21 protein-coding genes and 1 pseudogene are annotated in these 21049 nt (G+C 37.0%); 14 read left to right on the top strand and 8 right to left on the bottom strand.

The genetic code is table 11. The features are described 5' to 3' along the window. Positions 1–85: 85 nt before the first annotated feature. The 3 genes from LVD15_RS13260 to LVD15_RS13250 all read left to right on the top strand — a co-directional run bounded on the left by LVD15_RS13260 (position 86) and on the right by LVD15_RS13250 (position 4640). Entirely contained in the window at positions 86–1453 is a 1368-nt protein-coding gene (locus LVD15_RS13260; protein WP_233780801.1) for a sigma-54-dependent transcriptional regulator, read from the top strand. Between the two features lie 5 nt (positions 1454–1458). Then, positions 1459–2775, top strand: a complete 1317-nt coding sequence (locus LVD15_RS13255; protein WP_233780800.1) for a sensor histidine kinase — start codon at positions 1459–1461, stop codon at positions 2773–2775. Positions 2776–2882: 107 nt separating this feature from the next. Further along, entirely contained in the window at positions 2883–4640 is a 1758-nt protein-coding gene (locus LVD15_RS13250) for a sensor histidine kinase (RefSeq protein WP_233780799.1), read from the top strand. Positions 4641–4814: 174 nt separating this feature from the next. Here LVD15_RS13250 and ahcY read toward each other — a convergent pair whose 3' ends face one another. Beyond that, entirely contained in the window at positions 4815–6116 is a 1302-nt protein-coding gene (gene ahcY, locus LVD15_RS13245; RefSeq protein WP_233780798.1) for an adenosylhomocysteinase, read from the bottom strand. Positions 6117–6268: 152 nt separating this feature from the next. Here ahcY and LVD15_RS13240 point away from each other — a divergent pair, with 152 nt between their 5' ends. From LVD15_RS13240 to rnhA, 5 genes are all read left to right on the top strand, one after another. After that, positions 6269–7687 (top strand): nicotinate phosphoribosyltransferase, encoded by a 1419-nt coding sequence (locus tag LVD15_RS13240; protein ID WP_233780797.1) that lies wholly within the window; start codon positions 6269–6271, stop codon positions 7685–7687. Continuing rightward, positions 7684–8304 carry a bifunctional nicotinamidase/pyrazinamidase gene (gene pncA, locus LVD15_RS13235; protein ID WP_233780796.1) on the top strand — a complete coding sequence of 207 codons (621 nt, stop codon included), beginning with the start codon at positions 7684–7686 and terminating at the stop codon, positions 8302–8304. The genes LVD15_RS13240 and pncA overlap by 4 nt, the downstream gene beginning before the upstream one ends. 159 nt (positions 8305–8463) lie before the next feature. After that, complete coding sequence (locus tag LVD15_RS13230; protein ID WP_233780795.1) at positions 8464–10125, top strand: M1 family metallopeptidase; 1662 nt, start codon at positions 8464–8466, stop codon at positions 10123–10125. A 69-nt stretch (positions 10126–10194) separates the two neighbouring features. Further along, a complete protein-coding gene (locus LVD15_RS13225; protein ID WP_233780794.1) occupies positions 10195–10758 on the top strand; it encodes a MarC family protein in 564 nt (187 codons plus the stop codon). Continuing rightward, the gene (gene rnhA, locus LVD15_RS13220; RefSeq protein ID WP_233780793.1) at positions 10758–11219 is read left to right on the top strand and encodes a ribonuclease HI; all 462 of its coding nucleotides are present in this window, start codon (positions 10758–10760) and stop codon (positions 11217–11219) included. Before LVD15_RS13225 ends, rnhA begins: the two co-directional genes overlap by 1 nt. On the opposite strand, the gene LVD15_RS13215 is transcribed toward rnhA, so the two are convergent. From LVD15_RS13215 to LVD15_RS13195, 6 genes are all read right to left on the bottom strand, one after another. Then, on the bottom strand, positions 11220–11711 hold the full coding sequence (locus LVD15_RS13215; RefSeq protein WP_233780792.1) for a Spy/CpxP family protein refolding chaperone: 492 nt from the start codon (positions 11709–11711) through the stop codon (positions 11220–11222). Further along, positions 11704–12027, bottom strand: a complete 324-nt coding sequence (locus tag LVD15_RS13210) for a hypothetical protein (RefSeq protein ID WP_233780791.1) — start codon at positions 12025–12027, stop codon at positions 11704–11706. Before LVD15_RS13210 ends, LVD15_RS13215 begins: the two co-directional genes overlap by 8 nt. A 3-nt stretch (positions 12028–12030) precedes the next feature. Then, positions 12031–12327 (bottom strand): RNA polymerase sigma factor, encoded by a 297-nt coding sequence (locus tag LVD15_RS26870; protein WP_255763399.1) that lies wholly within the window; start codon positions 12325–12327, stop codon positions 12031–12033. Beyond that, positions 12296–12634 (bottom strand): RNA polymerase sigma factor, encoded by a 339-nt coding sequence (locus tag LVD15_RS26865; RefSeq protein WP_255763398.1) that lies wholly within the window; start codon positions 12632–12634, stop codon positions 12296–12298. Before LVD15_RS26865 ends, LVD15_RS26870 begins: the two co-directional genes overlap by 32 nt. Positions 12635–12638: 4 nt before the next feature. Further along, entirely contained in the window at positions 12639–13118 is a 480-nt protein-coding gene (locus LVD15_RS13200) for a Spy/CpxP family protein refolding chaperone (protein WP_233780790.1), read from the bottom strand. Between the two features lie 78 nt (positions 13119–13196). After that, on the bottom strand, positions 13197–13673 hold the full coding sequence (locus tag LVD15_RS13195) for a DUF456 domain-containing protein (RefSeq protein ID WP_233780789.1): 477 nt from the start codon (positions 13671–13673) through the stop codon (positions 13197–13199). 33 nt (positions 13674–13706) lie between these two features. On the opposite strand from LVD15_RS13195, the gene LVD15_RS13190 reads away from it, so the two are divergent. Beyond that, a complete protein-coding gene (locus tag LVD15_RS13190; RefSeq protein WP_233780788.1) occupies positions 13707–14222 on the top strand; it encodes a HEAT-like fold family protein in 516 nt (171 codons plus the stop codon). Here the strand turns inward: LVD15_RS13190 and LVD15_RS13185 are convergent. Further along, positions 14200–15549 carry a saccharopine dehydrogenase family protein gene (locus LVD15_RS13185; RefSeq protein ID WP_233780787.1) on the bottom strand — a complete coding sequence of 450 codons (1350 nt, stop codon included), beginning with the start codon at positions 15547–15549 and terminating at the stop codon, positions 14200–14202. The genes LVD15_RS13190 and LVD15_RS13185 overlap by 23 nt on opposite strands. A gap of 119 nt (positions 15550–15668) precedes the next feature. Between LVD15_RS13185 and cdd the strand changes: the two genes are divergently transcribed. From cdd to LVD15_RS13160, 5 genes and pseudogenes are all read left to right on the top strand, one after another. Continuing rightward, complete coding sequence (gene cdd, locus LVD15_RS13180; protein WP_233780786.1) at positions 15669–16151, top strand: cytidine deaminase; 483 nt, start codon at positions 15669–15671, stop codon at positions 16149–16151. Positions 16152–16285: 134 nt separating this feature from the next. After that, entirely contained in the window at positions 16286–18661 is a 2376-nt protein-coding gene (locus LVD15_RS13175; protein ID WP_233780785.1) for a PAS domain-containing protein, read from the top strand. 85 nt (positions 18662–18746) lie between these two features. After that, positions 18747–19566 (top strand): annotated as a pseudogene (locus LVD15_RS13170) (CheR family methyltransferase). A 17-nt stretch (positions 19567–19583) separates the two neighbouring features. After that, a complete protein-coding gene (locus LVD15_RS13165; protein WP_233780783.1) occupies positions 19584–20177 on the top strand; it encodes a chemotaxis protein CheB in 594 nt (197 codons plus the stop codon). Next, complete coding sequence (locus tag LVD15_RS13160; RefSeq protein WP_233780782.1) at positions 20178–21044, top strand: GAF domain-containing protein; 867 nt, start codon at positions 20178–20180, stop codon at positions 21042–21044. Positions 21045–21049: the final 5 nt, after the last annotated feature.

Genomic DNA, 21049 nt, shown 5'->3' with positions numbered 1-21049 from the left:
CATAGAACACAAAAGTGTCCATCAGTGGGCAGTACTTATGGCCGTTTGATTTCAATTAAATACATTTACGAAAATAAATACACCTATGCTATCTGGAAAAATATTGGTCATTGATGATGATGATTTCATACTGCTCACGGTAAAAATGTTTTTAGAGCAGTACTATAGCGAAATCAAAACTATCAATTCTCCCTTACATATAGAAGATGAACTTACAGATAAGGATTATGATCTGGCACTTCTTGATATGAATTTTCAGCAAGGTGAAACCTCAGGAAAAGAAGGCTTAAAGTGGCTTAGGAAAATAAAGGAACTATCACCCGCCACTCAGGTATTACTCATGACAGCCTATGGAGAAGTAAACCTTGCGGTGGAAGCCATGAAAGAAGGAGCTACAGATTTTATAGTGAAACCCTGGCAAAACGAAAAACTGCTAGCCACTGTACAAACGGCTATGGCGTTAGCCCAACAGCAGCGAGAAATAGAAAAGTTAGAATCAAGAAACAAGATACTTTCCTCCACAGCAGATTCAGCGTTTTCTAATATGATAGGCAAATCACGAGCTATGAAAAGCGTGATTTACATCATCAGCAAAGTAGCACACACTGATGCTGATGTGCTTATTCTTGGTGAAAACGGTACTGGAAAGGAAGTAGCTGCCAGGGCCATCCATCGGGCTTCTAATCGAGCTCACCAGGCTTTTATAAGTGTAGATCTAGGCTCCATTTCTGAAAGCCTCTTTGAAAGTGAATTGTTCGGCCATAAAAAAGGGGCCTTTACTGATGCTAAAGAAGATCGCATTGGTAGGTTTGAAGCAGCTTCTGGAGGCACTATCTTCCTGGATGAGATTGGCAACCTCACTCCTGCTCTACAAGCTAAGCTTTTAACCGTGCTGCAAAGCAGAAAAGTAACCAAACTAGGTACAAACCACGCTGTAGATATTGATGTAAGAATCATCTGCGCTACTAACAGTAACCTAAAAGAAATGGTGAAACAAGGAGAGTTTAGAGAAGACTTATTATATAGAATTAATACAGTTGAAATAACCATACCACCACTGACCGAAAGGTTAGCCGACATGCCTCTTTTGATCCAGTATTTTTTAACACTTTATGGAAATAAATATCACAAAAAAGACCTAATCATATCAGAGGAGGTAATCAAAAAACTGCAAAAGCACAATTGGCCAGGCAACATTCGTGAACTACAGCATGCTATAGAAAGGGCTGTAATATTATGCGAAGGCCATGAACTTACTACTTCTGACTTTTCATTCCTTAGTCAGCGAGATGTAAATCAGGTCTTTGATGATTATAACCTTGAAAATCTGGAAGCCTGGGCTATTCATAATGCCATTAAAAAGCACCAGGGCAACATTAGTCATGCCGCTAAAGAGCTAGGTCTTTCTCGCGGAGCCATGTACCGACGAATGGATAAATACAATATAAAGTAAAAGGCATGTCTAAAAACTTCAGGCTTAAAGTCATTTTAAGAATCCTTATTCTCACCTGCATACTCTGCTTACTCATCTACTGTTTGTTGGTAGCAGAAAAGTATTTGAGGAGTGTGTATTTAGGCGTATTTGCTACAATCTCCATTCTTGAATTTATTTATTTCATAGATAAGACCAATAGAAACTTCACCACATTCCTTACCGCCCTCTTACAAAACGATTTTACTACTTCTTTTGCAGAAACGGGAAACACTAGATCATTAAACGATCTTCATTCTACTTACAATAAAATAACCCGTAAGTTTCATGACCTCAATTCTGAAAAGGAAATGCACCATTTATATCTGGAAGCATTGGTTGAGCACGTCAAAGTAGGCATTTTGAGCTATGATGAAAATGAGAAAATTCACCTTATTAATAATGCTTTAAAAGAGTTACTTCAAAAACCTCAACTCCTCTACCTCAGCGGATTAAAATCTGTTAGCCCAGAGCTTTTACAAGTAGTTCAATCTCTAAAACCAGGAGAAAACAAACTGATAAAATTAACAATAGATGGCTCCCTGCTGCATTTAAATATTTATGCCGCTGAGTTTAAGTTAAAAGACCATTATCATAAGCTCATTTCATTCCAAAACATTAAAAACGAACTAGATGCTAATGAGATGGATGCCTGGCAAAAGCTGATCAGAGTGCTCACTCATGAAATTATGAACTCTGTAACGCCTATAAGCTCATTATCAGACACTCTGCACCAGATAGTTCAAAGAGAAGAAAATTTCAATGAAACTACGGTAGAAAAAGTACTACAAGGTTTAGATGCTATCAGAAACAGGAGCATGGGCTTACAATCATTCACTCAAGCCTACCGAAGCCTCACGCAATTACCCAGCCCAAAGTATGAGCTTTTCAAAACAGAATTACTTATTGATAATGTAATTCACTTACTCTCCCCTCTCCTAAAAAACGTAGACCTAAAAGTGATTTATGAAGCCGAAAACATTCAAATACTGGGAGATCCTAAATTACTGGCTCAGGTTCTTATCAACCTCTTAAAAAATGGGCTTGAAGCTACTGAAAAATCGCCAGAGCCCAGGCTATGTATTAAAGTAAATCAAACCCCAAGAGTAAGCATAGAAATTCAGGATAATGGTAGTGGTATAGCTGATGATAAAATAGATCAGATTTTCATTCCCTTTTTCACTACCAAGCCTAACGGATCAGGAATAGGCCTGGCCTTATCTCAACAAATTATGCGCCTGCATAATGGCCAAATCACTGTAAGTAGCAGCCAAGCTGGCACCACATTCAAGCTAGAGTTTTGAATAAATCCTACAGCATTAACTTATATAGTTTTAAAAAGTACTTTGTTCCAACTTTGAATTGTTTATATAAATAAAATAATTATATTAAGGATCTAAAATGTGTCTGGTTGGCAAAAGTAACTGACATGAACTCTACAGCACTAAAACTATTAGTCCGAATTAAGAACAGCGATGACGTAAAAATTGTGGCTGTTTCAGTTCTTTACTTTCTTTCCGCCCAGCTAGGCCTACTATTATCTTTCACAGAAAGTAAGATCATAGCCTTGTGGCCGCCCGCCGGCTTGGCTTTAGCCTTATTAATAATCTTCAAACATAAAACCTGGCCTGCTATTACCATTGGCTCTCTAATAGCTCAAGCCATGGTTTTCTTATTTCAAGGCACTCCATTTTCATTATCAGTAGTAATGTCTCTCGTGCTTATTTCTATAGGTAATACTTGCGAGGCTTTGTTTGGCTACTACCTGATAAGCAAGGTTATAAAAGAAAGAAATCCCTTTTTCAAGACGGCTCACGTATTCATTTTCCTGTTTGTAGCTATGGTTATGTGTATCATTGGCTCAGGTATAGGCACATTAGGCATGTGGGCCAACCAGCTATTAGAGGTAAACCAGCTCATTACCCACTTTTCCAGTGGCTGGCTTAGCAATGTAATCAGCGTGCTCATTATCACCCCCTTCATCATCAGCTGGACAGGTAAATTTAAACTTCAGATCGCCTGGGCCAGAGCCATTGAGTTTTTAATTTTCCTTGGCACCTTGGGTGCCATAGTACTCACGCTAAAGTATAGTAACTTCTCTGACACCATAGAGCAATCTCTTCCGTTTCTTATTATGCCCTTTCTATTATGGCTGGCTTTCCGGTTTAACTTACAAACCACCATGAGCGGCATACTCATAGTTTCTTTCATTGCCATATTTTATACTATTAACAACATGGGCCCATTTTCTCTAGACACTGAAAATAACTCCAGAAGTATGCTGCAAATATTTACAGGTGTAGTGAGCATCTCTACACTTATATTATACGCCACCGTGCGAGAAAGAGCTCATGCACAGGAAGAGATAAAAGCTTTTAACGAAAGGCTTGAACATAAAGTGCAAGAAAGAACTGAGGAGCTACATGAAGAAATAAGGATGAGAAAAAAGAGCGAAGAGAAAATTAAAATTTCTAACAGCAAACTTCGCAAAGCTAATATAGAATTAGACAATTTCGTTTACAGTGTGTCTCATGACCTGCGTGCTCCTATTGCCTCTGTACTAGGAATAGTAAATCTTGCTCAAAAAGATGACGATGCCGCCATGATGAAAAAATACCTGGAAATGATTGCTGACAGCGCCCAAAGACAGGATCTTTTCATTCAGGAAATTCTTGATCTCTCCAGAAACTCCAGGCTCGATGTAGGACGTGATGAAATTAATTTTGATACACTTATTACAGAAATTTTTGATCAGCTTAAATATAGTGCTATTGATAAAAGCATTGTAAAAGAGATAAACATATCTCAGAAAGACAGTTTCATTTCAGACAAAAAAAGATTAAAAGTCATTTTCAATAATCTGATTTCTAACTCAATACGGTACTGTAGAAGCATAGACCCCATCATAAAAATAGAAATCTTAATTGATGATGCTACCGCTAAAATCAGCGTTAATGATAATGGTAAAGGTATAGCCAAAAAGCATATGAAAAAGATATTTGATATGTTTTACAGAGCTACAGACGAACATGCCGGATCTGGTCTGGGGCTATATATTGTAAGGGAAACAATTGAAAAGCTGAGAGGCAACATCAATATCTCATCTACTGAAAATGAAGGCACCACAGTAAATCTGGAGATTCCTAATTTAACGGAATTATCTCACTAAGATTCTAAATAATAGCAATAAGTCTCGCTGCTTCAGATAAAAGTAGTCACAGACGTTCTAACTTAATTTCTGAACCAAAACACTTTTTATCATCAGAAAAGTTAAATGTAATTTAAAAGAAAAAGCCTCTCAGATCACTCTAAGAGGCTTTGTTTTTTATATCAATTAAGGATATTAATATCTATATGCATCAGACTTATAAGGCCCCTCTACGGTAACTCCTATGTACTCAGCCTGATCTTCAGAAAGTGTATCTAATTCCACTCCAATTTTCAATAAGTGAAGTCTAGCTACTTTTTCATCCAGATGTTTAGGCAAGGTATATACCTTGTTCTCATAGTTATCTGTGTTAGTCCAAAGCTCTATCTGAGCAAGAGTTTGGTTAGTAAATGAGTTAGACATTACGAATGAAGGGTGACCAGTAGCACATCCAAGGTTTACAAGTCTACCTTCTGCCAATAATATGATATCATTTCCACTAGCTAATTTATATTTATCAACCTGAGGCTTGATCTCGTCTTTTTCAGCATTTTTTTGTAACCATGCTACATCAATCTCATTATCAAAGTGGCCTATGTTACAAACGATAGTTTTATCTTTCATTAATTCGAAATGACGACCTTTCACTATGTCTTTGTTGCCAGTAGCTGTTACTACAATATCAGCTTCTTTCACGGCATCATCCATTTTCTTCACCTCGAAACCATCCATAGCAGCTTGCAGCGCACAGATAGGATCTATCTCGGTAACAATCACTCTGGCACCAGCACCTCTAAGCGAAGCAGCAGACCCTTTACCAACATCTCCATAACCACCAACTACGGCTACTTTACCAGCCATCATCACGTCAGTAGCTCTTCTTATAGCATCTACTAAGGATTCCTTACATCCGTACTTATTATCGAATTTTGACTTAGTTACTGAGTCATTTACGTTAATAGCAGGAAGCACCAAGGTTCCTTTTCTTTCTCTTTCTATTAATCTATGAACTCCTGTAGTGGTTTCTTCAGAAAGTCCTTTTATTCCATCTACATATTGAGGGTATCTGTCAAATACCATATTGGTAAGATCACCACCATCATCAAGGATCATATTAAGTGGCTGTCCATCAGGGAAAACTAAAGTTTGCTCTATACACCAATCAAACTCCTCTTCATTCATTCCCTTCCAGGCATACACCGGAATACCGGCAGCAGCTATAGCAGCAGCAGCATGATCTTGAGTAGAGAATATATTACAAGAAGACCAAGTCACTTCAGCTCCTAATTCTACTAATGTTTCTATCAAAACAGCAGTCTGAATAGTCATGTGTAAACAACCGGCGATACGAGCACCTTTCAAAGGCTTTTCTTTACCATATTCTTCTCTTAACGCCATTAAACCAGGCATTTCAGCTTCGGCAAGTTCTATTTCTTTTCTTCCCCATGCTGCTAGGGAAATATCTTTTACCTTATACTTTAATTTTTCCTCAATCATGCTATTTGGATTATTAATATTTTTTACATTTTAGTATATACAAATATACAATAAAGGTTTAATAAGGGCAATGCCACATCCTACCACGGTATTTCCTAATATTGTAATATTAACCGACCTATTAGTAGGTCATTTACTATATTCGCAGTGTTATGATACTAACCAACCTAACGGCCACCTACACTGATTTATATCAAATCACTATGGGGCAAGTCTACTTTTTAAAAGGTGCAGCAAACGATAGAGTTGTATTCGACTATTTCTTCAGAAAAATACCATTTAAAGGAGGATATGCCATATATGCCGGCCTTCAGGATGTACTGGAGATATTACAGAATTTGAGCTTTTCTGCTGATGACCTTGAGTATTTAAAAAGCCAGGGCTTTAATAAAGACTATGTAGACTCTTTAAAGGATTTTAAATTCAGAGGCTGTATTTATAGTGCTCCGGAGGGAGACCTCATTTTCCCTACCCGACCTATTTTAAGGGTAGAGGCTACTATGCTGGAAGCTCAGCTGATAGAAACTGTTCTTTTAAACATTATCAACTTCCAATCATTAATAGCTACAAAGGCGGCCAGAGTAAAGCAAGTGGCTAAAGACAAAATCTTAAGTGATTTCGGGCTTAGAAGATCTCATGCTTTGGGTGGCCTTTCAGCTTCCCGAGCTACCATTATTGGAGGTTTTAACTCTACCAGTAATGTATTAGCAGGCAAAGATTACGATATTCCTATTGCGGGCACCATGGCTCATTCATTTATTCAGAGCTATGATGATGAACTAGCTGCTTTTAGAGATTTTGCTGAAGGCAGACCGGACGATTGTATATTATTGGTAGACACGTATGACACTTTAAAAAGTGGGGTACCTAATGCCATAACGGTAGGAAAAGAAATGGAAGCGAAAGGCAAAAAGCTAGTAGCCATTCGTTTAGACAGTGGTGACTTGGCTTACCTGGCTAAAAAAGCTCGTAAAATGCTTGATGATGCAGGCTTACCTTATGTAAAAATAGCCGCGTCTAACCAGCTAGATGAGTATGTAATCAAAAGTTTGATGGACCAACAAGCTCCTATAGACATATATGGTGTAGGCACTAACCTGGTAACAGGCCAGCCCGACGCTGCCTTTGATGGAGTCTACAAACTGTGCCTCAGCAATGATCAGCCAAGGATAAAACTATCAGAGAATTTATCTAAGACTACATTACCTGACAGAAAGCAAGTATGGAGACTTTATGATCAGGATGGTTTCTTGTTTGGAGCTGATGCTATAAGTTTATACGATGAGACAGATATTGACGTTATGCACCATGCGTATGAACCTCATAAGCAATTAGACATTAGAAATATCACTAAAAAACCTCTATTAAAAAAGGTATTTGATAACGGAGAAATATTAACTGGCTCTCCATCATTAAGTGATATCAGCAAATATTCTCAGGAGCAGCTGAGCCTACTCCCAGATGAGTATAAGAGATTTGAATATCCACATAACTATAAAATAGGAATTAGCAGTAAGCTAAGAGCATTGAGGAACGATTTACGTGAGAAATACAAAGTTAAAAAAGGATGAAAGCATTAATTATAGTAGACGTACAGAATGATTTTACACCCGGAGGAGCTTTAGAAGTACAGTCTGGAGATAAAATTATACCAACAATAAATAAGTTACAAAAACAGTTTGACCTGGTAATAGCTACTCAGGATTGGCACCCGGCATCGCACAAAAGCTTTGCCTCTAATCATGAAGATGCCCAACCGTTTGATAAAATTAAACTTAACAAACTGGATCAGACGTTATGGCCGGATCATTGTGTTCAAGGCTCTAAAGGAGCGGAATTTCATCCTGAGCTAAATACGGATAAAATAGAAGCTATTTTTCGAAAAGGGATGGATCCTGAAATAGACAGCTACAGCGGCTTTTTTGATAATGGAAGGAGAAAAAGCACTGGTCTTACCGGTTATCTGCAAGAGCGTGAGGTTACAGAAACCTATTTCTGCGGCCTAGCTGGTGATATTTGTGTTTTCTATACCGCTAAAGATGCAATAGAAGAAGGTTTCAGAAGCTTCCTTATACAGGATGCTTGTCAGCCTCTAAATCATGGAGACTATTCTGATGCGCTTGAAGAGTTCGAAAAAAGAAAAGGAATTGTTATTAACAGCAGCCAGCTTATACCAGAGTTTGGTTAATTAAAATATCAAAGAGGTTCATCAGTTGAACCTCTTTTTTTTGTCCTTTTAACAACCTTCCTGTCTTCCCGTTTATAGAATGGTAATACCCAACAAATAAAACAGGACTTCTCTAACCTGAAACTTTTCTATATTCGTGTTTTAATGAATACTATCAATATGAAATACCTACTATACATTATCCCCATAGCCTTGAGCTTATCTATAGCTAAAGCCCAGGTAATCAAGCATGGTGAAACGCCGGGTTTCAATCATCAGGACTCACTTAGAGGTTCTGTAACTCCGGAACGTGCCTGGTGGGATCTTCTACATTACAAACTAGACATTACCGTAACTCCTAATGACAGCTCCATAAGAGGTACCAATACCATTACTTATGAAGTGATAGAACCTGCAGAGGTAATGCAAATAGACCTGCAACCACCCATGAGTATTACCAAAGCCACTCAAAAAGGGAAAGAGCTGAACTTTAAAAGAGATGGAAATGCTTATTTCATTACGCTAGATAAAAACCAGAAAAAAGGAAAAACCGAAGAAATTGTTATCACCTATGGAGGTCAGCCAAGAGTAGCCCAGAACCCACCTTGGGACGGAGGCCTTACTTGGTCACAAGATGAAAATGGTGTGCCATTTATTGCTACTTCCTGTCAGGGAGAAGGTGCTAGCATGTGGTGGCCTTGTAAAGATCATATGTATGATGAACCTGATAATGGCATGGACATCATTGTAACTGTTCCTGAAAATCTGTTTGAAGTATCTAATGGCAGACTCATTAAAATAGATGAAAACAAAGCGGATAAAACCAAATCATATCATTGGCAGGTCAAAAATCCTATTAACAATTATGGTGTAAATGTTAACATAGGAAACTACGTTCATTTTGGCGAAGTTTTCAATGGAGAAAAAGGTAAGCTAGACTGTGATTATTATGTATTAGAGCAACACCTGGATGAAGCTAAAGAGCAATTTAAAGATGCTACCCGAATGCTGGAAGCCTTTGAATATTGGTTTGGCCCCTACCCTTTTTATGAAGACAGTTATAAATTAGTAGAAGTACCCTATCTGGGCATGGAGCACCAAAGTTCTGTAACCTATGGAAATGGTTTTCATAATGGCTACCGAGGTAGAGACTTAAGCTTAAGCGGCTGGGGAATGAAATTTGATTTCATCATCATCCATGAATCAGGTCATGAGTGGTTTGCTAATAACATCACCTATAAAGACATCGCTGATATGTGGATTCACGAATCATTTACGGCATATTCTGAGAACCTTTTCCTTAATTATTTTTATGGAGAAGAAGCCTCTACCGACTATGTATTGGGCACACGTTCTTCTATTTTGAATGACAGGCCTATGATCGGATACTATGATGTAAACTATAGCGGCTCAGGAGACATGTATTACAAAGGAGCTAATATGCTACACACCTTGAGGCAAATTGTAAATGATGATGTAAAATGGAGAAACACGCTCCGTGGCATGAATGAAACCTTTTATCATCAGACCGTTACCACGAAACAGATAGAAGACTTCTTAAGCAAAAAAGTAGGCCGCGACTTACAGCCATTCTTTGATCAATATTTACGTACGGTAGAGATTCCTATTTTAGAATACCGACTCATCGGCTCTAAGCTTATGTACAGGTGGAGCAATACCGTTCCGGACTTTGATATGCCCGTAAAAATCTATGTTAATGATAGGCCTAAATGGATTGAGCCTATCACCAGCTGGAATGCTCTTGAAGATCTTCCTGAAGACGCTAAAATAAAAATAGATAAGAATTTCTATATAGCTACGCTAAACATCATGGGACGGTAGATTATACATCTTCAAAAAAATAAATATTTGAAGATTATGGTGCGGAATTTATTCTTATAATTTTGCACCATGTTTAATTTCAAAGACATTTTTTCGGTAACACTAATTCTATTTTCAGTAATAGATATTTTAGGTTCAATTCCCATCGTAATCAACCTGAGAAAGAAAGAAGGCGCTATTCATTCAGGTAGAGCCACTATTATTTCAGGCGTATTAATGATTGCTTTTTTGTTTCTGGGACAGTCCATACTTCAATTGTTCGGACTAGATGTTGGTTCATTTGCCGTAGCAGGGGCTATCGTTATGAGTATAATTGCCATGGAAATGATCTTAGGGATAACATTATTTAAAGAAGATGGTGGAGGTAGTGGATCAATAGTACCTTTAGCATTTCCCCTTATTGCGGGAGCCGGAACACTAACCACTATACTTTCATTGAGGGCAGTATACCAAACTCCCAACCTTTTAATAGGAATAGTGATAAACCTAACATTTGTTTATATTGTTTTACGATCAACCTCCTGGCTAGAAAAGAAATTAGGTCAATCTGGTTTTAATATCCTACGCCGCGTGTTTGGCATTATTTTATTAGCCATAGCAGTTAAAATTTTCAAAGAACATATCCTTATTTAATGATTACAATCTACACAGATGGCTCTTCTCGTGGTAACCCGGGCCCAGGCGGTTACGGTACCGTGCTGATGGCAAAAGTAAATGGCGAAAACTATCGAAAAGAGCTCTCTGAAGGCTTTAGAAAAACCACTAATAATAGAATGGAGCTTTTGGCTGTAATCAAAGGACTGGAGGCTATAAGAAAAGATGGAGCACCGGTAACCATCTACTCAGACTCTAAATACGTGGTAGATGCCGTGGAAAAAGGCTGGATATGGGGTTGGCAAAAGAAAGGGTTTAAAAATAAGGCCAACCCTGATTTATGGCAACAGTTTATACCACTATATAAAAAATTCAAAGTTACTTTTAAGTGGGTAAAAGGTCATGCGGGCATCCCTGAAAACGAGCGTTGCGATCAGCTTGCTGTAGAGGCAGCAGAAAGCCCTAACCTTAAAATAGACTATGGTTACGAAAACCAATAGTTAATTAGAGCCGGGCCTTGACTTGCCTTTAGCATTTCTTCCTGGCCTATGATTGCCCATACGCTTTATAATTTTATCAAACTTAGGCTTCTGCTCATCAGTACATATTTCTCTCAGATTTCTGATGTGCCAGAAGTTTAATCTTTCCAAATCATTATTCTTATCATTAATAGACTGAAGTACAGCTTCAATCTGTAAGGAATCAGCCCCCTGCCCCAGCATAGATACAATTTTTTTCTTCTCTGATTGTACTTCTTTAACTATAGGCATAGTAGCCTTAAAATGCTCTTTACGCTCCGTTTCAAAAGCCTGAGCTTGATCTTCCGTTAAGCCCAGCTGTCTGCTAAAAAAGCTCTCCACCCTTTTCCCTCTATTTGGCCACTTTTTATTCTGCTTTTGCTCTGGCTTACTATACCACCAAAATGATATGAGCGCCAAATTCATTACAGCTAGCACAATTACTAATACGGTTAATAATCTATTTTTATTCATCTTCTTCTAATTGTTCTTCTTCATAAATATCAAAAGTATTTACACTATACTCCTGCGTAAGAAATTCTATGTCATCATTACTATAATCATCATCACTCAGCACTTCTCCTTTAATTAATACGAATACATTCAAAACCAACAAGATTACCACTGCCGTTAAAGCCCACGTCCATTGCATTGTACTTACTTTTTCAGTCCTATTCTGCAAACGGGCTTTTACTCTGGTATAAAAGAAGGGAGAAAGCTCAGCCTTTTTTATTCCATCCAGACTATGAAGTGTTTTTTCTACTTCATTATTAATATCTTCCTTTTTCATTGGTCAGATGTTTTTGTAATAATTTCCTAAAGATTTCTGAAGATTCTTTTTTGCTCTAAAAAGTAATGATTCTACAGAAGACACACTGAGCTGCATTACCTGACTTATCTCCTGATAACTCAAGCCTTCCAACTTATGCAAATTAAAAGCTACCTTCTGATTCTCAGACAGATTATCAATATGAGCCATTAATATCTGAGACCTCTCTTTATTTTCTAAAGCCACACCAGGATGCACAAAATCGGCATGTTTACTGCCTATCTGCTCCTCATTGCCAAAAATAGAGGTTAACCAACCCATGTGTTTTTTTTCGCTTATTTTTTCTAAGTACCTCCAGAGATTTATTGACCGCTATCCTATAAATCCAGGTACTTAGGGTTGATCCTTCCTGAAAAGAGGCTATCGAATTATAAACTTCAATAAATACCTCTTGAGCAATATCTTCTGCATCACCCTCATTCTTTAAAAAACCTAAACAAAGATTATAAACCTTATTTTGATAAGTTTCTACTACCTCTTTAAAAGCAGCCTCATCATGAGATTTAAGGAGGCTAACCAGGTTCGCCTCCTTATCATCAGTATGTTCATATCTTTGGATAGTATTCAATAGCTTATCTTCTACCTCTATGTCCTTTAAAACCCACCCCCATAGGCCGGCTGTCAAAGAATATTCTTTGCTCTTCTGTTAACTGACTTCTGACTTCCTGGTGGTGAGCTACACGAGCTTTCTTAAGTTCTACTTCTATGTCCCCCATATTCTCTATAAGCTTATTCACTTTTTTCATATCAGGGCTCTCTACAGTAGTTAATGTTCTTAACTGCGCTTTCTTCTCATTGAGCTCATTTTTTAAAGGTAATGTTTCTTTATAAAATGAAAGCCTCATTTCTTTCATCTTATCTTTTTGCTCATCAGTAAGATTAGGGATCATGTCTCCAGGCCCATGACCTCTAAAACCACGTTTATGAGACCATTCCTTTTTACCTTTATTGAAACCATCTCCGCGGCCTGGGCCTTGCTGAGCTGAAACCAGTACACTGCTACCTAGAATTAAGAAAGCTACTATCGCGATTTTAAATTTTGAGTTTTTCATCTTCGTAAGATTTAAGTTTAACATTTACTCTTTAGATGACATCACTCAGAAAAACTTGCGCCTTACATCGAAAAAAAATTAAATAATTTTATCAATGTACGCGTAAATCATTACTAAACAGATAATTACCTTCATAAAAGTACCCGCCAAAAATCCCAAAAAAGATCCCCAAGCTGCTCTCATAGAAGCTTTAGAAGTTTGTCCTGCTATTAATTCTCCAATAAAAGCCCCAAGCATAGGCCCTATAATTACACCAATTACCGGCAGTAGGAAAATACCTGCTATTAAGCCCACCACAGAACCCCAGGATCCGTATTTGGTGCCGCCAAACTTTTTAGTGCCATATATAGGAATCAAATAATCTAGCACTGTAATTACTACCGTTATTAAAAGCCAAACCCATATAAACTGAGAAGAGAAGCTATATTTCTCTGTCAGCTGCATGATTAAAAGACCTATAAATGCTAGTGGTGGCCCGGGCAGAACAGGCAAAAATGAGCCTACTACTCCTGCCAATAATAAGACTGCTGCTATTATTAGTATTAATAAATCCATTAACTTTAATTAATTGTTTATAGCCTCCTAAAGATGATACTAAAACAGCAAATACTAAAAGAAAACTCAAAAAGTAACACTGTCAAAATCGCTGATTACATTGCCGATGATCCCGATAAATTCGAAGAACTCATTTCCTTATTTTTAGGTAATGACTATAGAGTAACTCAAAGAGCATCTGCTGTAGTAAGTCTTTGTACTTCTAACCACCCACAGCTAATCACACCACACTTAAAAAAAGTGATTTTGAATTTAAAAAAAGACGTTAATACAGCCGTTAAACGAAATACTGTCAGACTATTACAAGACATTGACATCCCGAACAAGCTACTAGGAGAAGCTGCTGATATTTGCTTTAAATTTCTCGAGTCAAAACAAGAACCCATTGCTGTAAAAGCTTTTTCTATGACCGTATTAGCCAATATTTGCAAAAAGGAGCCTGACCTTAAAAGAGAACTTCAAATACTAATTGAAGATCAACTACCTACAGGCTCAGCTGGCTTTAAAAACCGAGGCAACAAAGTGCTCAAACAGATTGAGAATTACTAACCTCCTTCTCTGACATTTCAAAACCGAAAGTGGCTAGCTCCTTTAGAATAGGATCATAAATTTCCTTCTTAATAGGAATATGCACACCGGTAGCCTTTACCTTCCCTTGCAAGATTAGTTTAGTAGCTATAGCCAATGGCAAGCCTACCGTTTTGGCCATTGCCGTTTGCACATCATCATCTCCTATGGCTATTAAAGTACTATGAATCTCTTTTTCTTCACCACTTAATAAGTACTGAAACTTATGCCACATCACTATCATATCCTTATCATCCTTTTTTAAAGTCCATTTCTTTTTAAGAATATGCTCCAAAATCTGAGCAGGAGTACCTTGCGCCAGCCCCACGGGAGTGTGATCAAAAATACCAGCCCAACGTAAGCGATGCATTTCAGGACCATCAATGTCCAGATTTAAGTAATAAGCCAATTTTAGCTCTACCGAATCATGAGGATTATAAGACAAAAATGAGTTAATAAACGATCGGTGAGTCATTTCTCCAACTCCTTCCATCTCATAGCTATCATCTGTGGCACCTAGTTGTACAAATACATTCCAGGTTCTGCAAAATCCTGGTCTCCGAAAAGTGCCTCTGTAAATGGTTTTAATCCCTTGCAAACCATACACATCCAAATAATTTAGAGAGTCTCTGTTAGCATAGCCCTCAAAATAACCATAGCCCGGAATATGCACCTGCTCTGTTCTTCTAAAAACCTTCTGATAGGGAATATACTTATAAGTACCTTCCTGAATAAACTTCACCACTCCTTGCCCTGCTAAAATCACATTCCTCGGATTCCAGGTAAACTTATATTCCCAGGGGTTTTTCTCATCAGTTCCTGGCGCCAGCAGCCCTCCTGTAAACGATTCAAAGCCTATTAGCTCTCCACCATTATCTCTGATCTCATCTATCACCTTCATAGCAGACATATGATCAATGCCCGGATCCAAACCACACTCATTTAAAATGATAATCCCCTTTTCTTTAGCTTCTGCGTCAAGTGCCTTCATTTCCTTTGAAACATAAGAAGCAGTAACCATATTTTTTCTCCACCTCAAACAACTTTTTGCCACCACAGTATGGTATTTAGCCGGAAGCATAGACACTACTATACCTGCCTTCTTCACTTCCTTATCTAACTCTTCTTCATTACCTATATCAAAAGAAAATGGAAACGCATTTTCTGAATTTTTACATTTTTCTTGAGCTAATTCTAGCGCATAATCTCCTACGCGCACTTGCCATTGCTCATTTTTAGAATTTTCTAAAAGATAATTAATTAGAGAAGATGATGACCTTCCCGCTCCTAATACCAAAATTATATTCATAAATAGCTTTATTTTAGAGGTATACCAAAATAAGACTTTTATATATGCTATAAGAATTCTTACTATTAAATTTTTCTAGTTCGAATGACATAGTATATTGCAATTTAACTATCGGAAATATGGAAGAAGAAATTATTGAAAACAAAGGTTATTCCGCATACAGTTATGTTGACCTGGACGACCAGTATAAAAACTTAATAAAAAGTGCACAAGAAGCCTGTGACACATCATATTCACCTTACTCTAAATTCAAAGTAGGGGCTGCCATTTTACTTGATAATGGAGAAATTCTTACCGGATCTAACCAAGAAAACTCCTGCTTTCCGGCCGGACTTTGCGCAGAAAGAGTAGTACTTTTCTACGCTAGCGCAAATTATTCCAATCGCACTATTAAACAGATAGCAGTTACCGCCAAAAGATGGGATGAGGATCAATTTCTTCCTATCACTCCCTGTGGTGGGTGTAGACAAGTATTATTAGAAACTGAAGTGAAGCAAGAATCTCCAATAAAAGTCATACTACAATCATCTGAAAACCAATGGGTTGTAACAAATTCCTCAGAAGTGCTTTTACCTTTTTGCTTTAACAAACATTCATTGTAAAAGTTTTTTATTTCCTTTAATTAAACGGAATAGTATATTAGAAGACTACTTAAGTATTTTTTTACATGAATTTTGACTTTAAAAATCTATCAATAAGCAAGCAGATAATTATTCTCTGCAGTGCATTTTTTTTATTGGCAGTCATAAATTTCTTTTTAGTTGATCATTATCAAAAAAATCTTTTAGAAGATACTGATCATATCAACTCATTAAGAAAGCTACAGACCTTGACTACTCAGCTTAAACGTGAGAGTAAGACCTACGTAAATGGGGATCTTTTGGTAAAACCAAAAATTGAATCAACCTATAACGGTATCAAAAACATCATCTCTGAATTAGATAAAACTCCTGAAGAAGATGAGGCAATATTAACTGAGGACGTATTTGTGAATGACTCACTAGATTATGATCTTATGGGATTAACACTGTTAAACCATGAGCTACATAAAAAGTGGTCTTTTATTCAACCTCATATAGAAAACCTTTTATTTGAACCTCTTTCAAGAGATACAGTAGTAGAAGAGATTAAGCAAATTCCGTTAAACGACTCTTTAAACACCTATACTACAGAAACTTCAAAGAAAATATTAAGTATCTCTAACCCTCAATTGCTAAAATCTAATAATTACATTCAAAAAGCCAGCAATAAGATTATTAGCCTTGCAGATACTATTATTTACAAAGAAAATGAAGCAAAAAAGGAAGATCATTCAGACCTGACATTTGTACTATTTGTATTCCTTTTACTCTTCACCGCTGCTATTATTTTCATATACTTATATGTGCGTAAACAAGTATTAGAACCGCTTAATAAACTCCGTCAGGCTACTGAAAAAGTTAGCTCAGGAGAACTGATTAAAACCGAGCTGGCCGCCAGCAAAACTGAAGTGGGTCTAATAGCCTCTGACATTAACAAAATTACGAGCAATCTCAAGACTGCTACCAGCTTTGTTAAAAACATAGAAGAAGGTAAACTAGACAGTGAATTTGAGGACATTGATCAAGCCCAGCTAAACGAAGAAAGTCTTGAAAAAGCACTTCTAACCATGCGTGAGCAAATGAAAAAGGTAGAGGTAGCCGATAAAGAAAGAAAATGGACTTCAGAAGGATTAGCCAAATTTGTAGACATACTAAGAACAACTGATGACAGTGTATCTAAATTAGGTGACATCATCATTTCTAACTTGGTTAAGTATACTAATTCAAACCAAGGAGGTCTTTATATTATTAACGATGACAACCCCTCTAATGTAATATTAGAACTGGTTTCACTGTTTGCCTTCGACACTAAGAAATATGACACTAAATCTTACCGCATCGGTGAAGGGCTTGTAGGCCAAACCTATCAGGAAAGAGAAACCATTTATTTAATAGAAATTCCTCATGATTATATTAATATAACATCAGGTTTAGGAGGCGCTAACCCTAGAGCTATCTTACTGGTTCCGTTAAAGATTAATGAGGAGATATATGGTGTAATTGAACTGGCTTCATTCCAGGAATTCGAACAATATGAAATTGATTTTGTCGAAAAATTAGGAGAAAGTATTGCATCAACTATATCAACGGTCAAAAACAATCAGCACACTAAAACCCTGCTAGAAGAATCTCAGGCACTTACTGAGCAAATGAGATCTCAAGAGGAAGAGATGAGGCAAAATATGGAAGAGCTACAAGCTACCCAAGAGCAGCTCACCAGACAAATGAATGAGAATAATCAAATGCAGGACGATCTTCTTAAAGAAAAAGCCTTGCTGGATGCTCTCCTTAACAACTTGCCTGATTACATTTACTTTAAAGACACTGAAAGTAGATTTATCAGAATCAGTAAGTCTATGGAAAAACTATTCCCTTATCCACTTGATGAGATGATAGGTAAATCTGACTTTGACTTCCAGCAAAGAGAAGCCGCTCAAAAATTCTATGATGAAGAGCAGGACATCATGAATAAAGGCACGGGTTATACTAACGAAATGATTCATGAAGTAATGACCAATGGTACAGACCAATGGGTACTTACCACCAAGCTACCGTTCTATGATAAAGAAGGTAATTGCATGGGTACATTTGGTACGTCAAAAGACATTACTCAAGTTAGAGATGAGATAGAAACTTCAGCCTCACAAAAAGCTCCGGACACTACAGGTATAGAAGAAGCTCTCAACCTGCATATTGAAGAATTAAAAATCACTCAGGAGCAGCTAGACTCAAAGCTCAACCTGTCTGAAACGTCTTTAAAAGCCTTTGATGCTATCTCAAGCATTATAATTATAAATAGTGAAGAAAAAATATCGTATGTAAACGAAAATGCGCTAAAAAGTTTGGATTTAAAAAAATTCGAATTAATTGACAAAGGAATAGATACCTTAGTAGACCAAAGTGTATTAACCAACATAGAAAGGGATCAGATCCTAACGAAAAGCTTAACTTTTAAGCCCAACCATACAACTAAACTTGTGAATATATATGCTGATATTAGCAAAAATTATATTCACCTCATTTGGATTTAACAGGTTCTAAATCATTAATTTATAGGGCCGTATTTTATTTTTTGGTATATTCTTTCTGTAAAAAGAATAGTTGGCAAAACAGATAATGAAGGAAATTGATATTGCAGATTTAAAAGAAGATTACGGAGTTAGTGAAAACTAAGTACAATTATGATTTCACTAACTACGCTATGTCCTCGTTCAAAAGAAGAATCTTGAGAATCCTGGAGCTTCAGAATACCACGGTAGATATGCTGATAAAGAAGCTAAATGAGTCTGAGTTCTTAGATGACTTTCTTAATGAGATTACCGTCAACGTAACGGAAATGTTCAGGGATCCTCCTTTCTGGAGAGTGCTCCGCGATGACATTTTACCCGCTATTATGTTGAACCATCAAAAAATCAGAATATGGCATGCAGGCTGTTCATCTGGTGAAGAGGTATTCTCCATGACTATTATGCTAAGAGAAATGGGCATTCTGGATAAAGTATCTATCATAGCTACCGATCTTGACACTACCATTTTAGAAAGAGCTAAATCAGGAGAGTATAACTTGAAAAATATGGAGCTCAATGAAAAGAACTACATAAGATATCAGGGTAATAGCTCTCTAAGAGACTACTATAGTGAAGTGGGTGGAAAAGCTATTATGGATAAGAGCTTAGTAGAAAATGTATCTTTCCGCAAGCATGACCTTGTAAACGGCGAAGTCTTCAATAAGTTTGATCTCATCCTGTGCAGGAATGTAATGATATATTTCAATCAGACCTTACAGAACGATGTGCTTAGAAAATTCCATGAAAGTCTGTTCAAGTATGGATATCTGGCCATTGGCTCTAAGGAATCTCTCATTTGGTGTGATATAGCCAATAAATTCATTGTAGTAAACAATGAAGAGAAGATATATAAGAAAATTAAAGATTAAAGGTATTTGATCTTAGGATGAGTCGCTTTGATTTAAATAATAAATATAAAGCCGTAGTAATTGGTGGATCAGCAGGTAGCTTTCAGGGTATAGTAAAAATACTATCTCACTTACCTGAAGACTTCCCCTTACCCATTATTATGTGCTTACACAGGCTTAAACATGTCAGAAATGGCTTTGTTGAAGCACTGTCCATTAAAAGTATAATGGAAGTTACAGAACCTTTTGATAAAGAAAATATTAAGCGAGGCAAGGTATATCTTGCTCCGGCTAATTATCATTTATCAGTAGAGCTCGGTAACTATTTTAGTCTTTCTACAGAGGAAATGATTAATAATTCCAGACCTGCCATAGATATTACTCTTGGTACAGCTGCCTATGTTTATAGAGACAAACTCATAGGCATTCTACTATCCGGAGCTAATAGAGATGGAGCAGTTGGGATGAAATATATTAAAAACAGGGGGGGACTCACTATAGTACAAGAGCCATCTGAGTGCATGATAGATACCATGCCAACAGCGGCCCTGAACATCACCCCTATAGACCATATATTAAAAACTGATGATATAGTAAATTTTTTTTCAGAGTTAAATAAACAATACAAATAAATGAAGGTAAAATTCAGGAAATTGAACATTGCTCTGATTGCTTTATATGTAGCTGGTATTATACTTACCACATATGTTCTTTTTCATTTACAAGATGACCTCATCACTGATGGAGCCCTTGACCTATCAAAACTATCAACGTCCCAACCTATTTTTTTAAAATTATATGCAGTGGCAGGAATAACACTGCTCGTTGGCTTAGGAAGTTTAGTCTTGGCCCTTTCAAGTTCTAATCAAGAGGTGATTTACGTAGATAGAAAGAAAGACAGTAAATCAGACAACAATAGCGATAATAACGATTACAGTGATGATGACAGTCATTCACTGGATCTAAACACAATAAAAACCATACTTGCACAAGAAACTGATGAAGGCAGATTAGCTAAAGAACTTCTTGTAGAAGTATGTAAACAAATGGATGCCGGTTTGGGTGCTGTTTATAAAGCTACAGAGATCGATGGAAGCCGAAAACTATCATTAAAAGCTTCATATGCCTTACCTATGGCTGAATCAAAATCTTTAGACTTTGAATTTGGAGAAGGACTCATCGGGCAAGTAGCCACCGAGCAGAAAACCATTTTGATAGATGACATCCCTGAAGGATATATCAAAATTATGTCTGGGTTAGGATCAGCATCTCCTACTCACTTACTGATAACTCCTATCATACATAAAGATAAATTATACGGTGTTGCCGAAATAGCTTCCTTTACAAGCTTGGGCAAAACAGAGGAAAGAATGGTTAATGAAACTTTTAGGCAGTTCACTCAGGCATTAGATGTACTGGAAAGTGAATCTAAGAAAACATACCAACTAAAAACCTCAGGTTCAAAATCAGATTCAAGTAAAGGAAATACTCAGGAATAAAATAT

It is taken from the genome of Fulvivirga maritima (assembly GCF_021389955.1).
Taxonomy (GTDB): domain Bacteria; phylum Bacteroidota; class Bacteroidia; order Cytophagales; family Cyclobacteriaceae; genus Fulvivirga; species Fulvivirga maritima.
The sequence above is the reverse complement of the archived record's forward strand: the minus strand, read 5'-3'. Positions and strand labels throughout refer to the sequence as shown.

Excerpts from the sequence above, each read along its gene's own strand:
- LVD15_RS13260 (WP_233780801.1), top strand. The coding sequence starts at position 86 with ATGCTATCTGGAAAAATATTGGTCATTGATGATGATGATTTCATACTG.
- LVD15_RS13255 (WP_233780800.1), top strand. The coding sequence starts at position 1,459 with ATGTCTAAAAACTTCAGGCTTAAAGTCATTTTAAGAATCCTTATTCTC.
- ahcY (WP_233780798.1), bottom strand. The coding sequence starts at position 6,116 with ATGATTGAGGAAAAATTAAAGTATAAGGTAAAAGATATTTCCCTAGCA.
- LVD15_RS13240 (WP_233780797.1), top strand. The coding sequence starts at position 6,269 with ATGATACTAACCAACCTAACGGCCACCTACACTGATTTATATCAAATC.
- pncA (WP_233780796.1), top strand. The coding sequence starts at position 7,684 with ATGAAAGCATTAATTATAGTAGACGTACAGAATGATTTTACACCCGGA.
- LVD15_RS13230 (WP_233780795.1), top strand. The coding sequence starts at position 8,464 with ATGAAATACCTACTATACATTATCCCCATAGCCTTGAGCTTATCTATA.
- LVD15_RS13225 (WP_233780794.1), top strand. The coding sequence starts at position 10,195 with ATGTTTAATTTCAAAGACATTTTTTCGGTAACACTAATTCTATTTTCA.
- rnhA (WP_233780793.1), top strand. The coding sequence starts at position 10,758 with ATGATTACAATCTACACAGATGGCTCTTCTCGTGGTAACCCGGGCCCA.
- LVD15_RS13215 (WP_233780792.1), bottom strand. The coding sequence starts at position 11,711 with ATGAATAAAAATAGATTATTAACCGTATTAGTAATTGTGCTAGCTGTA.
- LVD15_RS13210 (WP_233780791.1), bottom strand. The coding sequence starts at position 12,027 with ATGAAAAAGGAAGATATTAATAATGAAGTAGAAAAAACACTTCATAGT.
- LVD15_RS26870 (WP_255763399.1), bottom strand. The coding sequence starts at position 12,327 with ATGGGTTGGTTAACCTCTATTTTTGGCAATGAGGAGCAGATAGGCAGT.
- LVD15_RS13200 (WP_233780790.1), bottom strand. The coding sequence starts at position 13,118 with ATGAAAAACTCAAAATTTAAAATCGCGATAGTAGCTTTCTTAATTCTA.
- LVD15_RS13195 (WP_233780789.1), bottom strand. The coding sequence starts at position 13,673 with ATGGATTTATTAATACTAATAATAGCAGCAGTCTTATTATTGGCAGGA.
- LVD15_RS13190 (WP_233780788.1), top strand. The coding sequence starts at position 13,707 with ATGATACTAAAACAGCAAATACTAAAAGAAAACTCAAAAAGTAACACT.
- LVD15_RS13185 (WP_233780787.1), bottom strand. The coding sequence starts at position 15,549 with ATGAATATAATTTTGGTATTAGGAGCGGGAAGGTCATCATCTTCTCTA.
- cdd (WP_233780786.1), top strand. The coding sequence starts at position 15,669 with ATGGAAGAAGAAATTATTGAAAACAAAGGTTATTCCGCATACAGTTAT.
- LVD15_RS13165 (WP_233780783.1), top strand. The coding sequence starts at position 19,584 with ATGAGTCGCTTTGATTTAAATAATAAATATAAAGCCGTAGTAATTGGT.
- LVD15_RS13160 (WP_233780782.1), top strand. The coding sequence starts at position 20,178 with ATGAAGGTAAAATTCAGGAAATTGAACATTGCTCTGATTGCTTTATAT.